This is a genomic window from Acinetobacter sp. ANC_7512 (assembly GCF_056779935.1).
Genome location: NZ_JBWYIX010000003.1, coordinates 141,738 through 158,500, shown reverse-complemented (window position 1 = coordinate 158,500; position 16,763 = coordinate 141,738). Strand labels below are relative to the sequence as shown.

Annotated in this window: 15 protein-coding genes and 1 tRNA gene; 10 read left to right on the top strand and 6 right to left on the bottom strand. The window is 40.0% G+C overall.

Annotated features, from left to right (window positions below):
• Positions 1 to 74 precede the first annotated feature (74 nt).
• Positions 75 to 2,108 (top strand): oxidoreductase, encoded by a 2,034-nt coding sequence (locus AC1M9H_RS04575; RefSeq protein ID WP_481612857.1) that lies wholly within the window; start codon positions 75 to 77, stop codon positions 2,106 to 2,108.
• A gap of 97 nt (positions 2,109 to 2,205) precedes the next feature.
• Positions 2,206 to 2,295, top strand: a tRNA-Ser gene (locus tag AC1M9H_RS04570).
• Between the two features lie 69 nt (positions 2,296 to 2,364).
• Here AC1M9H_RS04570 and AC1M9H_RS04565 read toward each other — a convergent pair.
• From AC1M9H_RS04565 to AC1M9H_RS04545, 5 genes are read right to left on the bottom strand one after another with little or no spacing between them, the layout of a single operon-like run.
• A complete protein-coding gene (locus tag AC1M9H_RS04565; RefSeq protein ID WP_481612856.1) occupies positions 2,365 to 3,153 on the bottom strand; it encodes an ABC transporter ATP-binding protein in 789 nt (262 codons plus the stop codon).
• Positions 3,150 to 4,166: a FecCD family ABC transporter permease gene (locus AC1M9H_RS04560; protein ID WP_481609387.1), complete on the bottom strand. Its 1,017-nt coding sequence runs from the start codon at positions 4,164 to 4,166 to the stop codon at positions 3,150 to 3,152. The genes AC1M9H_RS04565 and AC1M9H_RS04560 overlap by 4 nt, the downstream gene beginning before the upstream one ends.
• A gap of 1 nt (position 4,167) precedes the next feature.
• Positions 4,168 to 5,205 carry a FecCD family ABC transporter permease gene (locus tag AC1M9H_RS04555; RefSeq protein WP_481612855.1) on the bottom strand — a complete coding sequence of 346 codons (1,038 nt, stop codon included), beginning with the start codon at positions 5,203 to 5,205 and terminating at the stop codon, positions 4,168 to 4,170.
• 1 nt (position 5,206) lies between these two features.
• Positions 5,207 to 6,157, bottom strand: a complete 951-nt coding sequence (locus AC1M9H_RS04550) for an ABC transporter substrate-binding protein (protein WP_481612854.1) — start codon at positions 6,155 to 6,157, stop codon at positions 5,207 to 5,209.
• Between the two features lie 37 nt (positions 6,158 to 6,194).
• The gene (locus AC1M9H_RS04545; protein ID WP_481588514.1) at positions 6,195 to 7,004 is read right to left on the bottom strand and encodes a siderophore-interacting protein; all 810 of its coding nucleotides are present in this window, start codon (positions 7,002 to 7,004) and stop codon (positions 6,195 to 6,197) included.
• Positions 7,005 to 7,236: 232 nt separating this feature from the next.
• Here AC1M9H_RS04545 and AC1M9H_RS04540 point away from each other — a divergent pair, with 232 nt between their 5' ends.
• Positions 7,237 to 8,559 (top strand): condensation domain-containing protein, encoded by a 1,323-nt coding sequence (locus AC1M9H_RS04540; protein WP_481612853.1) that lies wholly within the window; start codon positions 7,237 to 7,239, stop codon positions 8,557 to 8,559.
• 36 nt (positions 8,560 to 8,595) lie between these two features.
• Here the strand turns inward: AC1M9H_RS04540 and AC1M9H_RS04535 are convergent, their stop codons facing one another.
• A complete protein-coding gene (locus tag AC1M9H_RS04535; protein ID WP_481595609.1) occupies positions 8,596 to 9,366 on the bottom strand; it encodes an SDR family oxidoreductase in 771 nt (256 codons plus the stop codon).
• A 160-nt stretch (positions 9,367 to 9,526) separates the two neighbouring features.
• On the opposite strand from AC1M9H_RS04535, the gene AC1M9H_RS04530 reads away from it, so the two are divergent.
• The 7 genes from AC1M9H_RS04530 to epmA all read left to right on the top strand — a co-directional run bounded on the left by AC1M9H_RS04530 (position 9,527) and on the right by epmA (position 16,759).
• Positions 9,527 to 10,756: an isochorismate synthase gene (locus AC1M9H_RS04530; protein WP_481612852.1), complete on the top strand. Its 1,230-nt coding sequence runs from the start codon at positions 9,527 to 9,529 to the stop codon at positions 10,754 to 10,756.
• A gap of 1 nt (position 10,757) precedes the next feature.
• Positions 10,758 to 12,422, top strand: a complete 1,665-nt coding sequence (locus AC1M9H_RS04525) for a (2,3-dihydroxybenzoyl)adenylate synthase (protein ID WP_481612851.1) — start codon at positions 10,758 to 10,760, stop codon at positions 12,420 to 12,422.
• A 15-nt stretch (positions 12,423 to 12,437) separates the two neighbouring features.
• Positions 12,438 to 13,082, top strand: a complete 645-nt coding sequence (locus AC1M9H_RS04520; RefSeq protein WP_481612850.1) for an isochorismatase family protein — start codon at positions 12,438 to 12,440, stop codon at positions 13,080 to 13,082.
• A gap of 2 nt (positions 13,083 to 13,084) precedes the next feature.
• A complete protein-coding gene (locus AC1M9H_RS04515; RefSeq protein ID WP_481612849.1) occupies positions 13,085 to 13,318 on the top strand; it encodes a phosphopantetheine-binding protein in 234 nt (77 codons plus the stop codon).
• 119 nt (positions 13,319 to 13,437) lie between these two features.
• The gene (locus tag AC1M9H_RS04510) at positions 13,438 to 14,604 is read left to right on the top strand and encodes a type III PLP-dependent enzyme (RefSeq protein WP_481596789.1); all 1,167 of its coding nucleotides are present in this window, start codon (positions 13,438 to 13,440) and stop codon (positions 14,602 to 14,604) included.
• A gap of 110 nt (positions 14,605 to 14,714) precedes the next feature.
• A complete protein-coding gene (locus AC1M9H_RS04505; protein WP_481612848.1) occupies positions 14,715 to 15,782 on the top strand; it encodes a 4-phosphoerythronate dehydrogenase in 1,068 nt (355 codons plus the stop codon).
• Positions 15,779 to 16,759 carry an EF-P lysine aminoacylase EpmA gene (epmA, locus tag AC1M9H_RS04500; protein ID WP_481612847.1) on the top strand — a complete coding sequence of 327 codons (981 nt, stop codon included), beginning with the start codon at positions 15,779 to 15,781 and terminating at the stop codon, positions 16,757 to 16,759. The genes AC1M9H_RS04505 and epmA overlap by 4 nt, the downstream gene beginning before the upstream one ends.
• Positions 16,760 to 16,763 lie beyond the last annotated feature (4 nt).

Here is a 16,763-nt window from a genome sequence, read left to right as displayed (position 1 = left end):
GCCATAAACAGTTATGAAAAAAGAAGTATAGTTTTATGCAACAAGTTGCAAAGCTCATAAAATAAGGAATTGCCATGACAACTCGCTATGCAAATATATTAAAACCTCTTGATCTTGGTTTCACTACCCTAAAAAATCGTGTCGTGATGGGATCGATGCATACCGGTCTAGAAGATCGTTTTTATAACTATCCTAAATTAGCAGCATATTTTGGTGAACGTGCTAAAGGGGGCGTAGGTCTCATCATTACAGGTGGTATTTCGCCTAATCGTCAAGGCTGGCTCCTTCCAGCTGGTGGCACAATGAATACCTTAGGTGATGTTGCCCCACACCGATTAGTGACACATGCAGTTCATAAACATGGTGCAAAAATTTTAATGCAAATTTTGCATTCAGGGCGTTATGGTTATCAACCTTTTGTGGTTTCTGCAAGCCCAATAAAATCGCCGATCTCACCATTCAAACCACGACAAATGTCAGAAAAACAAATTTTGGATACGATTCAAGATTATGCGGCTACAGCAAGTATCGCGAAAAAAGCTGGCTATGATGGTGTTGAAATCATGGGATCAGAAGGCTATTTGCTGAACCAATTTATGAGTCGTCATGTCAATCAACGTACAGACCAATGGGGTGGTGAAATAGAAAACCGTATGCGCTTTGCAGTTGAAATTGTTAAGGCAATTCGCGCGAAAGTTGGCGAAAAATTTATCATTTGTTTCCGTTTATCTATGCTCGATTTAGTTCACGACGGTAATACAATGAATGAAGTGATCACCGTTGCTAAAGCGCTAGAAGAAGCGGGTATCACATTATTGAATACAGGTATTGGTTGGCATGAAGCTCGTGTGCCAACAATTGTAACCTCTGTTCCACGTGCGGCATTTGTAGATTATACCGCAGAGGTGAAAAAACATGTGTCTGTGCCTGTGATTGCATCCAACCGAATCAATATGCCTGAAACTGCCGAAGCTATTTTGGCTGAAGGTAAAGCCGACATGATTCAAATGGCTCGACCATTATTGGCAGATGCTTTCTGGGTGAATAAAACGGCAACTAATCGTGTTGATGAAATCAATACGTGTATTGCGTGTAATCAGGCTTGTTTGGATCATACTTTCAAAAATAAACGTGCCACATGTTTAGTGAATCCACGTGCAGCCTATGAAACTGAACTGGTTTATTTAAAAACCAAGAAGCCAAAAAAAGTAGCTGTTGTGGGTGGTGGTGTAGCTGGAATGTCGGCAGCGACCGTTGCTGCCAGTCGTGGTCATCTAGTTACTTTATTTGAAGCCACTAATGATGTAGGGGGACAATTCAACTTAGCGAAAGTTGTTCCTGGGAAAGAAGAGTTTCACGAAACCATTCGCTATTTTAAAGTCCAAATTGAGCGTACTGGGGTTGAACTTCGTTTAAATACTAAAGTTAATCGTGAACAGCTTGAGCGTGAAGGCTTTGATGAAGTGATTGTTGCGACAGGCGTTGTACCACGTGCATTGAAGATTGAAGGAAGTGATGCACCACAAGTTTTATCTTATGCAGAAGTATTAAGAGGTGCGCCTGTGGGTCAAAAGGTAGCAGTAATTGGTGCTGGTGGTATCGGATTTGATGTGTCAGAGTTTTTATTAAAACCTGAACATCAGCCACAGCCACAACCTTTGGCAGAATGGAAACGTGAGTGGGGAGTTGATCCTGATGTTCAGTATGTTTCTGAAGGTGGTTTACAACCTGCTGAAGTGGATCATCCAGTTCGCGAAATATATTTATTGCAACGTAAGAGAACGCCTTTGGGTATAGGATTAGGTAAAACCTCTGGTTGGGTTCATCGCGCCCAATTAAAAAAACACCATGTGAAAATGTTGCGTGGCGTTCAATATAAATCAGTGAGTGATGAAGGTCTGTGGATCGAAGTTGGTGGGCATGATCAATTATTACGAGTCGATACTGTCGTTGTTTGTGCAGGGCAAGAATCTGTTAAAGAGATTATGCCATCAGAGACTGAAACAACTTTAGCGAAATATCACATTATTGGTGGTGCAAAGCTTGCTGCTGAGCTTGACGCTAAGCGTGCGATTCGTGAAGGTGCTGAAATTGCAGCCAAAATTTAATAAATTTGAATCATTTGGTGAAACTATATTCACTTGAATGGTTTGATTGTAATTTTTACTTGTCATGATATGAAAAGCTTCGTATTATGGCGCACATGGAAGCGTGGCAGAGCGGTTTAATGCACCGGTCTTGAAAACCGACGAGGGTGTGAGTCCTCCGTGAGTTCGAATCTCACCGCTTCCGCCAAATTCAAAAAGCCCTGACATTTGTCAGGGCTTTTTTTATTCTTTATATTCAAGCTTTTTATTCGAGTGTTTAATCGCCAAACTTATTTGGGATGACCAGTAACCTTTTTTTGTGTTGATCATCTTCAACCAGTCTGACTTCAGCATCTAAGTTATAGAGTTGATGAACTAATTGCTTTGTTAAAACATTTTCTGATTTTCCTTGTGCAATGATTTGACCATCTTTCATGGCAACTAGAAAATCGGCACAGCGTGCAGCAGTGGCTAATTCATGTAGAACCATCACTATGGTTTTACCTTGTGAGGCTAGAGAGCGGACTAAATTTAAAATATCGGCTTGATGACCGATATCGAGCATACTGATTGGTTCATCTAAAAGAATTAAAGGGGTCTGTTGTGCGAGGACCATTGCGATCCATGCACGTTGACGTTGACCTCCTGATAGATTGCTTAAATTTTGATTTTTTAATTCGCTTAAATGGGTCGCAGACAAGGCGTCATGAATCGCTTTTTGGTCTTCGATGTTGAGTCGTTTAAACCAACCTTGGTGTGGAAAACGACCGAAGCGCACTAACTGCTCAACTGTCATGCCGTTGGGTGCAGTTACATGCTGTGGAAGTAATGCAAGTTGTTTAGCGAGCAACTTTTTACTGAGTATATTCAGTTGATTTTTTTCCCAAATGACTTCGCCTTGATCATATGGATGAATTTGAGCAATACATTTTAACAAGGTCGATTTTCCACAGCCATTTGGACCAATGAGGACGATGACTTGACCCTGCTGAAATTCAGCATTGATACCCTTCAAAACTTGATGATGATTATATCCAGCACTTAATTGATTGATGATTAAACTCATGTACGACTCATACTTCTAGAATGACGATATAACAACCACAACAACAGTGGACCACCAACCATGCCACTAATAATGCCTGCGGGAATTTCGACAGGGGCAAGCAAATTTTTTCCAAGTAAATCGGCACTTAAAACCATTAATGCACCAATACACATGGTTGGGAAAATCGGAAATAAATGATGAGGAAATGATTTAAATGCGATGATTGGTGCGGCAATAGCCACGAATCCAATGGGGCCCGCAATACTGACAGCGGTCCCAGCGAGAAACGCAGCAATAATAATGAGCATCAGTCTAATTTTAGATAAGGGTTCTCCTAGACTATCAATGACAGAATCAGGGAGAACCATTGCACTAAATAGTCGCCGCCACAGCACAATAATACTGATAAGCAGCATGATAAAAATCGAAGTTGGTAGCAAGATGCTGTAGCTTCGACCAATCAAACTACCACTACTAAAAATTAAAACATTACTGGTGTGCATTACTGGCAGTGTCGCAAGGATAAGGTCAAAACTGGCTTTCATGAGTGTTGCAATTCCGACCCCGATGACCAAAATACGATACCCTTGTGTTCCCACACCGCCTGAAGCAATTAAAATAAAAAAAACACAGAAGATCGCACCCATTAATGCTTGCCACCATTGACCTAACATACTAGAACTTGAGAGGAGAATGGTGAATGCCAAAGCAAGCACTGCACTGTCACTGATACCAAAAACATCTGGGCTCGCAAGAGGATTTTTGGTGATAATTTGAAGAATGAGACCAGATAAGGCGAGTGCAGCGCCAATCAATAAGGCTGCCAAAAGTCGTGGTAATCTAATCTTTTCAACGAGAAGTTGATGTGCAGCTGACGCATTGCCTGTAAATACATTCCATAGCGTATTCAAATTTAATGTGATTTCACCGTACATCAGGCTAAATAAACTAAGTGATATCAGTAGAATCGGAATGATTATCCAAGCCTTTATCATTGATTTTTGTTTTAAACGACTCAACAGAGAAGACATATTATTTCTCCGCCTGAATGATATTTTGTAAGTTATTTTGACGCACCATCCATATCAAAATAGGTGCACCTAATAAGGCTAAAAGAATACTGACAGGGGCTTCGAAAGGTTGCACGACTGCACGTGCAATGATATCCGCCATCAGCAACAACAACATGCCAAATAGTCCACTATAGATGAGCTGTTTCTGAATACTCTGAGCACCAATAGCTCGTGCAAAGTAAGGTGCAATCAAGCCTAAAAAGGCAATTGGTCCTGTTAATGCAACGGCACTTCCAGTTAATAAAACCACAGCTAAAATGCAGAATGCATCAAGTAGTTTTGTATTTAAGCCTAAGCTATTCGCCAGTTGATCACCAACTAAGCTAAGACCTAGAGGGCGTATTACCAATATAGCGATGATGAGTCCGATCGCCATTAAAATCAGTGCAAGACTGAGATATTGAATATCAACGCGATTGAGCGAACCTAAAACCCAAAAACGATAGTCGTCTAAGCCATTTTGGAAACTCAGAAGAATGGCAGCCATAAAACCTTGGAATGTACTGGTGATTGCCAGTCCAGCTAAGACTAAACGTGTAAGTGAGCTTTGACCTGTCATTTGACGAGGGGTGATGGCAAAGACCAATAATGCACTCACTAAAGCCCCAATCACCGCCCAAAAAAATAGTCCGAAGGTATCCATTTGAAGAACAATGGCCAAAACAATGGCAAGAGATGCACCACTATTAATTCCGATTAATCCACTATCAGCCAAAGGGTTTTTAAGCAAGTTCTGAAGGATGACGCCTGAGATCGCTAAAGCTAATCCGACACTCACCGCCGCAATAGTGCGTGGTATTCTAATTTCCAATAGGGAAGTGATTGGCTCTAACGACCATTGACTTAATGCCTGAAGAATAAGTTGCAAACTGTCTGTAAAGTAGGGCTGACCAGCACCGTACGCGATCGATAAAACAGTGCAACATGAAATAATCAAGCTAAGCACGATTCCCATTAGCGGGAATCGGTCAAGTACAGTTGTAGCATTCGTCAGCATGTTAATTACGGAGATGCTTCAATACATCATCAATGGCATGTCGAGCAGCATGTGGTCCACCTATGCCAGTCCACATAGATGCATCAACCACGAAATAATGCTTGTTTTTTGCAGCATTAAGACGTTGGAATTCTGGTAATTTTTCTAGTTCGGCCAGCTGCTTATCTGCGTTTAGATGGCTGCCAATGATGAGCCAGTCTGCATCAATTTGATCAAAACGTTCACGACTGATTGGGGGCGTATGGCTTGCACCTGGTTGTTGCTGATGTTGAGGTCGTGTTAAGCCAATATCTTTTAAAACTTGGCTCGCAAATGAATCATTTAACATATACACAGGTCCATTGGCTGTCCAACGAATGACACTGACTGATTGACCTTGTTGAGCATGTAATTTCTGTTGAGCTTCTTGCGCATATTGATCGTACGCTTCTAGAGCTTTTTGGGCTTGTTGTTCTTTGTTTAATAAATGAGCTACCTTTTTAAAACTGTCTTTCCATGGCTCTCCGCGTGCAAAACTGACTGCAGTGGGTGCAATCTGCTGCAATTGATTAATCATTTGTGTATCAATCATGCTTCCAGCAATAATTAAGTCAGGTTGTAACGTGAGAATTTGTTCCATGCTCGGTTGTCCGAAGTTACCGACGGAGGCGATCTGTTGTGTTTCATTTTTGAGGTAATCTGGAAAGTTACTTTGACCTCGAACATAACTACTGCCTATAGGTTTTATTCCAAGCGCAATAGCACTATCCAAATCAAGTTCACTTAAAACCACAACACGTTGTGGCTGAACAGGAATCATAACTTGACGACCTAAAGCATCTTCAATTTGTCGTGTCGTATTTATTTGAGATTCAACCGTCGCTTTACTGTCTCGTGAAGAAGGTTCATTCGACTGAGAACATGCTGTGAAGAGAGTGATAGCACTCAATATAATTGCAATTTTATATTTCATATCTTTCTACATATTTCATTAAAATAATTCTATTCACTTATTCAACGGCATCCATCACTTGATGGCGTTCCTCATGATAAGCCTCTTCGTTGTGACCTTGCTTCCAATAAGGCACAGCATATAAATTGCTTTTGGGTAGCTGAAAGTTTTGTCTCAGTATTTTACGAAGTTCAACCACCGTTGAATTTTCACCCGCCAGTGATACTGAAATATCTTTATTTTTCCAGTCTAAGTTTTGCAAAGAATGACGGATGTTATTATTCAATTCATGAGGGCCTTTGCACCAATGAAGCTTAATATGTTCAGGTTTATTCAGATGTATTTGGTCTGAATCATCTTCGATTTCGATCCAAACTTCACCATGAGCGTCTTTTGGTAATTGTTCAAGCGAGGCAGCGATCATCGGGATTGCTGAAAGATCTCCAACAAAAATCCAATATTCTGCATCGATTTTAAAACGTGCTGGTCCTCCTGGACCGGCTAGACCTAACAGATCACCTGGACTCGCATGCTTTGCCCAATCAGCCGCTATACCAAAATCTTCATGTCTTACAAAATCGATGACTAAAAGTTGCTGTTCTTCATCGAAATCTCGAACAGTATATGTCCGCGTAATTGGTTTCTTTCCATTTGGCCACGTAATTTTGCCTAAAGAATTTCGAAACGGGAGGTCAGGTGCTTGTTGATCAGGGTTAGGAAAAAACAATTTGATGTGCGCACCACCATCACATTTTGCATAACCTGTGAAATCTTCACTTTTAAACTTAATACGCTGTAAATGAGTGGAAATTTGTTCTGTTGAATGGACAGAAATATGTCGAGCTAGAGGAGGAGATTGTGTCGTCATTATTTAATCTTCTGTACTTATCAATGGAGTGAAGATCGTCGATACAGTAATACGTGCGTCAGTCGACAGATTAGAATGGTTATTAATCTAAATCAAACAAATTAAATTTGCAAATGATAATCATTATATTTAATAATCTTTTTGTGCCAAAGTGTAATCACAAAATATGAAGGTTGAAATATTTTGTAAGACTTTGATTTTATAATGAAAATTAAATTTATGCGGTTGTCTTATGCAAATCAATGAATCCCATGATCTATTAACTCGTGCACAACACAGTATGTGGAAAGGACATCATTATCATGGCAGTTATCCTTTTCATACGGCGGAGTGGTTGGTTATTGAGGGACCATTAGATCGAGAGCTTTTTCAAAAAGCAGTTTATCTGACATTAAAGGAAGCTAAATCGCTTCATTGGCGAGCTTTAGTTCAGGGCGAACACGTCTATCGAGTAGATGATGTGACGATACGGAAACCTAGCTTCGTTGATTTATCTCAGCTTGATGAAGAGGAAATTTTAACGTGGGCTGAAAAAGAAGTAGAACCAGCATTTAATTTAGAATCGGGTCATTTATATGACTATGTGTTTGCACACTTAGGTGAGCAAAAGTATGGATTATTTTTTAAAGCGCATCACGTTGCATTAGATGGCTACGCTTACGGACTGATGATTAGCCGATTTATTGATTATTATCAATCTCTCAAAAATGGTACTGAATTAAAAATTAAAGGGTTCGATCATTATGAAAAGTTTATTGTAGAAGAACAGCACTACCTTCACTCTGAAAAAGCTAAAAAAGATTTGGACTTTTGGAAGGCTAATTTTTCGTATGAGAAAGCCCCTAAGAAACGACTTAAACGAAAATTAAAAGAACCATTTTCACAAGGGCCACGTTATGAAGAGGTAATTGATTGGCCTACACAGCTACAATTAAATGCATTAGCAACTGAATTAAAATTGCCCAGTGCTCTTATCGTTATGGCGGTGATGATGAGTTATTTAATGAAACAGTCTAAAGATCCTCAACAATGCTTTGGGGTACCTTTTATGTCTCGGTTGGGAACTTCATCTATGCGTATTCCGTGCTTAGTCATGAATATCCTGCCATTAAGGTTGGGCATTACTGGACAGGAAAACTTAAAAGAAATCATTTTATTATTAACGAGAAGGTTTGCCGAAATTCGACCGCATCAGCAAAGCTATTTTGAGCAAATGCGATTTGTATTAGAAGATTTTGATCCCTATGAAAATATCTTATTTGGACCTATTGTGAATTGGATTCCTTATCCTTTACCTGAACATTTCGAAGGGTGTAAGTTAACAAAAACAACCATATCCGCTGGCCCAATTGAAGACTTTGATACCGCGATTACCAATAAGTTTGTTGATGGTATTGAACGATTGTATCTCGCTGTTGACGGACATAAAGAGCTTTATGATGTGCCGAGTCTCAAAGCTTATTGGTATGATTTTATGGAGATGATGAAAACTTGGTTAGCTCAACCAGAACTTGTTTTTGAACAACTTCAAATTCACAAACCACTGCCAGAATAGTCTGGCAGTTTATCCTTTGAATGGGCAATAGGGCTGTTACACGCCTAAAGTTGCTCCACCATCAACCACCAATTCGTGCATTGTGATTTGGCGTGCTTGCTCTGAAAGTAAAAACATCACGGCATTGGCAATATCTTCAGCCTCAGCAATCTTTTGCAATGGAATACCATTTCGGAATTGTTCTAGATTTCCGTTGACAATGCCTGCTGGAGGGCGATCCTCAGTCCATAGTTGTTTTTGCATTTGTGTAAGGGTTGAGCCAGGTAAAACTAAGTTACAGCGAATATTGTGAGGCGCGAGTTCCAACGCAAGATTTTTAAAATAGTGACTCACTGTAGCTTTGGTCGTTGCATACAAACCCATATTCATTCTTGGAATGAGGGCTGCATTTGAACTGATGCTCACAATCGCACCTTCTCTTTGCGGAATCATTTGGTGAGCGACCCAACGACTAAGTTCGGCAGGGCCAATGAAATTTATCGACAAATTTTCATGCCATTGTTCAACAGATGTATTTAATAAAGATCCCATTTCTAAGACTCCTACAGCATTCACTAAACCCGTGATCGTGCCTTTAAAAAGTATAGAATTTTCAATGTGCTGAATAATCTCATTGGTCTTACGAATGTCACAGCTGATGTGGTCTAGATGGTTGAGTGATGCTTCAGGAATTAATTTAAAAAGTTCCCATTGATTGATGTCATCGATCCGATCAATTGCAATGACTTGATGATCCTTCTGCAATAGTTGACGACAAATTTCAGCGCCAATTCCTCTGGCTGCACCCGTCACGATATATAAACCCATTTAAGTATCCTTTAATTTTATTAACAAATTGAAACGATAATCATTTTCAATTGGGAATAATAATTATTATATTGGTTGCGTTCAACTCCTAGAGGTTGTCCTTTTGTGAATGTTGAAAGTTTGATGCACGCAGTGCGAACAGATAATCGTGAGAACAAATATGTTGCCAATAGAACCGTCAGTTTTTCAAAATATGATAGGCATAAAAAAGGAAGAGTTAATTGAGGAAAATCAACCTGGCTTCGTGTTCGCAACGCCAACGGGGACCATTTCAAGTAAAAAGTTAATTGAACATATCGAATTTGATCGAGCTTCTCATTTAAATTTTAATCAGCAGCAAGCACAGTGGCTCGAACAAGCAAAATCTACACTACAAAAAAAAATCGAATTAACAGCGAATAAAGATCTTATTTTGGTCGGGAGCTTGCCTTTTGATCATCGAGATTTACCAGAAATCTCGATTGCGGAAGCAAAAAACACATTTGTAAATGAGCGCATTGATCATTCGGCTCAGTCTTTTCTTGATGATCAAGTGCAAGCGACTCTCATCCCAGCACAAGAGGAATACATTGCTGGAGTCGTCAAATTGGTTGAATTGATGAGGTCATCACCGCTAGAAAAAGCAGTGTTGGCTCGGGCAATTGATCTTAAAACCCAACACAAAATTAATATTATTGATTTATTTTACCAGTTGTTGGCCTCTAATCCTGATGGCTACACATTTGCATTGGCCCAAAACCCAAAACAATCTGGTTGGTTTATGGGGGCAAGTCCAGAACTTCTCGTTGCGAAGCAAAATGAATATTTGTTTAGCCATCCAGTTGCAGGAACATTAGCACGTCATTCAGATCCAACACTGGATCAACAACAAGCTGAAAAATTGCTTGCTTCGCAAAAAGATCAGCATGAACACGCCGTGGTCATCGAAGCCATTGCAGATCAACTCTCTCCCTTGTGCAAAACGCTCAATATCCCACAATCACCTTCACTGATTAAAACAGAGGCGGTTTGGCACTTGGCGACCAAAATTCAGGGAACGTTGAAAGATCCAGAGCAACATATCTTTGATGTGGTCTCAATTTTACATCCAACGCCAGCAGTCTGTGGACAACCAGCCCCTATGGCTCGCCAGTTGATTTCGGAACTAGAGCCTTTTAACCGTAACTTATTCGCAGGAACTATGGGGTGGTGTGATGCCCGAGGGAATGGTGCTTGGGCAGTGAATGTACGTTGTGGGCGTATCTTTGACCATTATGCGCGTCTTTATGCGGGTGCAGGAATTGTTGAAGCTTCACAGCCGAACAGTGAACTGTCAGAAACCATCGTGAAATTTAAAACGATGTTAAATGCATTGGGTTTAGATTCTCAGCACTTAAATCATGGGGAATAAAATGAATGCAAATGTAAATGACGAGTCTTTGCTCTGGGATGGTATCGTGCCATACCCAGAAGATTTCGTAGAACGGTACATTCAAAAGGGATATTGGAAAGGTCAAACCATTTCTGAATTTTTTCAAGAATCAGCCCAGAAATTTGCCAATCAGGTGGCATTGATTTGTGGTGATCGCCAGTATTCTTATCAAGAGCTGAATCAAAATATTGAACAATTTGCAGTCTTCTTGACTAAACTAGGCTATGGGCTGGCAGATGCTATTGTGATTCAAATGCCAAATATAGCAGAGTTTTTTATTGCTTATTTTGCAGCTTTGCGGATAGGGATGCGACCAGTGATGAGTTTACCAGCACACCGTCATGCCGAAGTAAGTCATTTTATTCAGCAAACAGATGCTAAATTGTATATCTGTGCAGATAAGCATCAAGGCTTTGATTACAGATCCTTAGCGCAAGAGTGCCAGCGCAGATGTCCGACTTTACAGCAAGTGATTGTCGTTGGTGATGCAGGCGATTTTGATCCTTGGCCGAATCTTGCATCGTTTAAAAATCATATGGTTTCAAAGCCCAAATTAACGGCTCGCCATGTGGCTTTTTTTCAACTTTCAGGGGGCAGTACTGGCACACCAAAACTTATACCAAGAACACATGATGACTATTTGTATAGTGTTCGTGCCAGTGCAGATATTTGTGAACTTGATACAGAAAGCCGTATGCTTATGGTGCTTCCAGTAGCACATAATTTCAGTATGAGTTCGGCTGGTTCATTGGGGCTATTTTATGCAGGTGGAACACTTATTTTAGCGAAAGATCCTTCTCCCCAAACTGTATTTCCACTCATTGAATCGCACAATATCACGCATGTTGCTCTTGTCCCTGCATTAGCAGCAACATGGGCTGAAGCTGTTCAAAATGGCGCAACAAATATTTTTAAAAAATTAACGGCCTTACAGGTCGGTGGAGCAAGGTTGCCAGATGCTTTAGCTGAAAAGTTGATTGATCAATACCAATGCCGATTACAACAAGTATTTGGTATGGCAGAAGGCTTGGTGAATTACACGCGTTACGATGATCCGAAAGAAGTCATTATAGGTACCCAAGGTTCCCGTATAAGTCCAGATGATGAAATAAAAATCGTCGATGAGGAGGATCACGAGCTGCCATTGGGTGAGGTGGGGCATCTTTTAACTCGCGGCCCTTATACCATTAGAGGTTATTATCGGGCTTCAGAACATAATCGAAGTGCTTTTACCTTAGATGGATTTTATCGCACTGGTGATTTAGTTCGATTAACGCCAGAAGGCAATATTATTGTTGAAGGGCGAAGTAAGGAACAAATTAATCGTGGCGGTGAAAAAATCGCGACGGAAGAAGTCGAACAGGTTTTAAATCAACACCAACAAATCATCTTGTCCGCCTTGGTTGCACAACCAGATCCAATGTTAGGAGAAAAAAGTTGTGCATTTATTCAATGGCGACCTAACAACCAAGATGCATCAGAAACAAGGCTAAAAATGCAAATTAGACAATTCGTTCAAGAATACGGTCTGGCGACCTATAAGATCCCAGATCGCATCGAATTTATTGAAGAAATGCCTTATACGGCATTGGGCAAAATCGAAAAGAAACAACTCAGAAAACGCCTCACCGAAGACACGATTTAACTAAGGAAATAAAATATGGCAATCCCACGTATTGCAAGTTACCCCATGCCATCTGCTCAAGATTTTCCAGTTAATAAAGTTGATTGGACTTTAGATGCGTCACGGTCGGTTTTATTGGTACATGATGTTCAGCAGTATTTTTTAGATTTTTATGATCAAACCCAAGCGCCTATTCCGAAATTAATCCGAAATTGTAAAGCCCTTATTGATCAGGCACATGCACTAGGAATCCCAGTCTATTACACCGCACAACCTGGAGATCAGACGCAAGAACATCGTCAACTATTAACGGATTTTTGGGGTAAAGGTTTGTCAGCTGATCCAGCATTGACCAAAATTATTGATCCACTTCAACCAAAAAATGAAGACACTGTGTTGACAAAATGGCGCTATAGCGCATTTAAAAAAAGTGATTTTGAGCAGCAAATCAAACAAGCCAATCGCGATCAATTAGTGATTTGTGGAGTATATGCCCATATTGGTTGCTTATTAACAGCTGCGGAAGCATTTATGCTGGATATTCAAGCGTTTATGGTGGGTGATGCCTTGGCGGATTTTAGCCGAGAAGAACATGATCTTGCACTAAAGTATGCGACTGGGCGCTGTGCAAAAGTCATGGATACTCAGACTGTGATTAACGCCTTAGGTCAGGGGCAATGATCATGAATGAATTAAGCATGCTTGAGTTAAAAAATATGGTCGCACATCAATTGAGTTTACCTGTAGATGAAATTCAGCAGGAAGATAATTTATTTATGTTAGGACTTGATTCAGTCAGTCTTATGACGCTGGTTGGATTGCTACGTGAAAAAGGCTTTCAAATTGAATTTCAAGATCTGGTGGAGGAGCCAACGTTGAATGAATGGAGTGATCGTCTTAAATTGAATAGAGATTAATGTAAGACTAATGTGCATACCTTGAAAATCAACACATGCACAATCAACGGCCCTAGCCAAAGTACTTATAGCCAAAGGCCATTTTCGTTAAATTATTCGCTAACGTGAGTGGATCTTACATGCAATTAGAAAAATACTATTCTGATCAACAATGGAAAAAAATCCAAAATTTTGCTGAAACAAAGCAAAGCCCTTTTTTAGTTGTTGATTTAGATCAAGTGCAAACTCAATTTATTGAGTTGCAAAATAGCTTTCCAAAGGCCCATATTTATTATGCAGTGAAAGCAAATCCAGGTCGTGAAATTATTCATAAACTTGATCAACTTGGCTCATATTTTGATATTGCATCAATTTATGAGTTAGACAAAGCGCTTGAATGTGGAATTCATCCAGATCGTATTTCATACGGTAATACTATTAAAAAAGCTTCAGACGTTGAATACGCTTACCGAAAAGGAATCCGTTTATTTGTTACCGATGCGGAAGCAGATCTCGCACAAATTGCCGAATTCGCACCGAACTCTAAAGTCTTTGTCAGGGCAATGGTAGAGTCGGGAGGTACAGCAGATTGGCCACTTTCACGTAAATTTGGATGCCATCCAGATATGGCGGTTGATTTAATGGTGAAAGCTAGACAATTGGGTTTAATACCCTTTGGCGTGTCATTCCATGTCGGTAGTCAGCAACGTGATGTCACTGTATGGCGTTCAGCTTTAACGGTAGTGAAGCAAATATTTAATACTTTGAAAGACCAATACGGTATCAGTTTACAATTAATCAATTTGGGTGGTGGTTTCCCAGCACATTACTTAGCTGATGTTGACAGTATTCAAAGTTATGCGCACGAGATTCAACGCTATCTTGATGAACACTTTGATGATCAGGTGATATTATTTTTGGAGCCAGGCAGATCGTTGGTGGGTAATGCTGGTGTGATTGTTTCAGAGATTGTTCTTATCGCCAATAAATCAGCACATGATGATAAACGATGGGTCTACACGGATGTGGGCGTCTTTAATGGACTAATTGAAACTTTAGGTGAAATGATCAAATATCCTATATATACACCTAAAATGCATTCAGCACATGAACATTCAAGTGTTGTGCTTGCAGGACCGACCTGTGATTCAACAGATATCATGTATGAAAAAGTGCCTTATCAGTTACCTAAAAACTTGAGCATTGGAGATCGACTTTATTGGTTAAGTACTGGAGCTTATACAACCTCTTATGCTTCGGTCGAATTTAATGGTTATCCACCTTTAAAAACGTTCTATTTAGATTGATTTTAGGAATGATGCTATGTGGTTGGTAGTCAGTCGCTCAAGCTGCGAGCCACATAGCCTAACCCTCACAGAAGCGTTATCATAATGCTAAAATCTTGATGGGTAGGCTCATGAAAATCGTTGCAGATGAAAATCTCGCATTCACAGATTATTTCTTTTCAGAATTTGGCGATATTTATAATAAAGCTGGTCGTACCTTAAAGCATGAAGATGTGGTCAATGCTGAAGCTTTATTAGTACGTTCTGTGACGAAAGTGAATTCTGCGCTCATTCAAAATACTGCATTAACCTTTGTGGGTAGTGCAACGATCGGAACAGATCATTTGGACATTCCAGCAATTGAACAGCAAAATATTCAATGGTCAAATGCTGCAGGATGTAATGCCCAAGCTGTTTCTGAATATGTTATTGCTGCGTTATTAGCTCTAAATCCTCATTTGCTAGATGCGGAACAAGATTTCACTTTAGCCATTATTGGACTGGGTAATGTCGGTTCACGACTCGCACATATGGCGAAATTATTGGGATGGAACGTCATCGGGGTTGATCCTTTTGTACAAAGAGAAAATATTCAGCAAGTCACTTTAGATGAAGTTTTTTCAAAAGCAGATGCAATTTCTATCCATGTGCCATTAACCACTTCAGGGATGCATGCAACCCGACATATGTTTAATGCTGAGACCTTAAAAAAGCTTAAACCATCTACAATTTTAATTAATTCTGCCCGTGGGTCAGTCATTGAAGAACAAGCTTTAATTGCTGATATTCGAGCAACAGGTCGTAAAGTTGTACTAGATGTCTTTGAGCATGAACCAGTCATTACGGAAGAGTTACTGGATCTTGTGCAATTGGTGACACCGCATATTGCGGGGTATAGTCTTGAGGGTAAAGCGCGTGGTACCCAGATGATTTATGATGCTTTCTGTCAGCATTTCGGCCATCAACCTTCAAAACAGTTCGAAACCCAATTGCCTACATGTGAACAATATTTTAACAATAGTGATCTCAAGCACACGCTGAAAACTCAATTAAACCATATCTACGATATCTTTAGAGATGATCAGAACTTAAGAGCATGCCTCAAAGATGGGAAAGTAGATCAAGCCTCATTTGATCAATTACGCAAAACATATCCATTACGCCGTGAATGGGCTGCTCATGGAGGGCCTCAGGCATGACTGACTCTCTGAGCTATCTACCAACTTGCGATTTTGCTGCCATGAAAGCCAGAGCGAGGATGTATCAACAGATTCGCCAATTTTTTTTAGAACGTGATGTTTTGGAAGTTGAAACTCCAATTTTATCTCATGCTGGAGTAACTGATGTCCACTTGGCGTCAGTTGAGGCAAGCCGTCATGTACATGGTCATTTGAAAAAGCACTATCTTCAAACTTCACCAGAATTTGCCATGAAACGACTGTTGGCAGCAGGAGCAGGGCCAATTTATCAAATCTGTAAAGTTTTTCGTGATGATGAACATGGCCGTAAACATAACAGTGAATTTACCATGCTTGAGTGGTATAGACCTGATTTTAGTCTCAAAGACTTGATGTTTGAAGTTACAGATTTACTCAATGTCACTTTGGCACATCGTTTTGGCGAAGTGCGACCTACGATTTTAAGTTATAAACATGCATTTATAGATCGCTTAGATCTCAACCCACTTAAATCCACATTAAAGGAATTAAAGGATTGTTGTAATCGTGTTGGGTTAAATCTAGATCTGGGTGATGATCGTCTAGGTTATATCGACTTGTTATTTTCGCATATGGTGGAACCGAGCTTAGGTTTTGATACGCCTGTATTTTTAACGGATTTTCCACCAGAACTTGCATCTCTTGCAAAAACTCGAGTTGATGAAGATGGGGAATTGGTTGCAGCACGTTTTGAGCTTTACATTGAGGGCTTAGAGTTAGCAAATGCTTATGATGAGTTGATTGATGCAGATGTATTGCGTTCTCGTTTTGAAGCTGATAATGCTGAACGCGAAAAATTAGGCTTAGATGTTATGCCAATAGATGAAAATCTCTTAGCCGCATTGCCTAAAATGCCAGAATGCTCAGGTATCGCATTAGGAATCGATCGTTTACTGATGGTGGCAACAGAGAAAATGAAATTAGAGCAAGTGATTACATTTCCTGCTGATCGCTCATAAGATT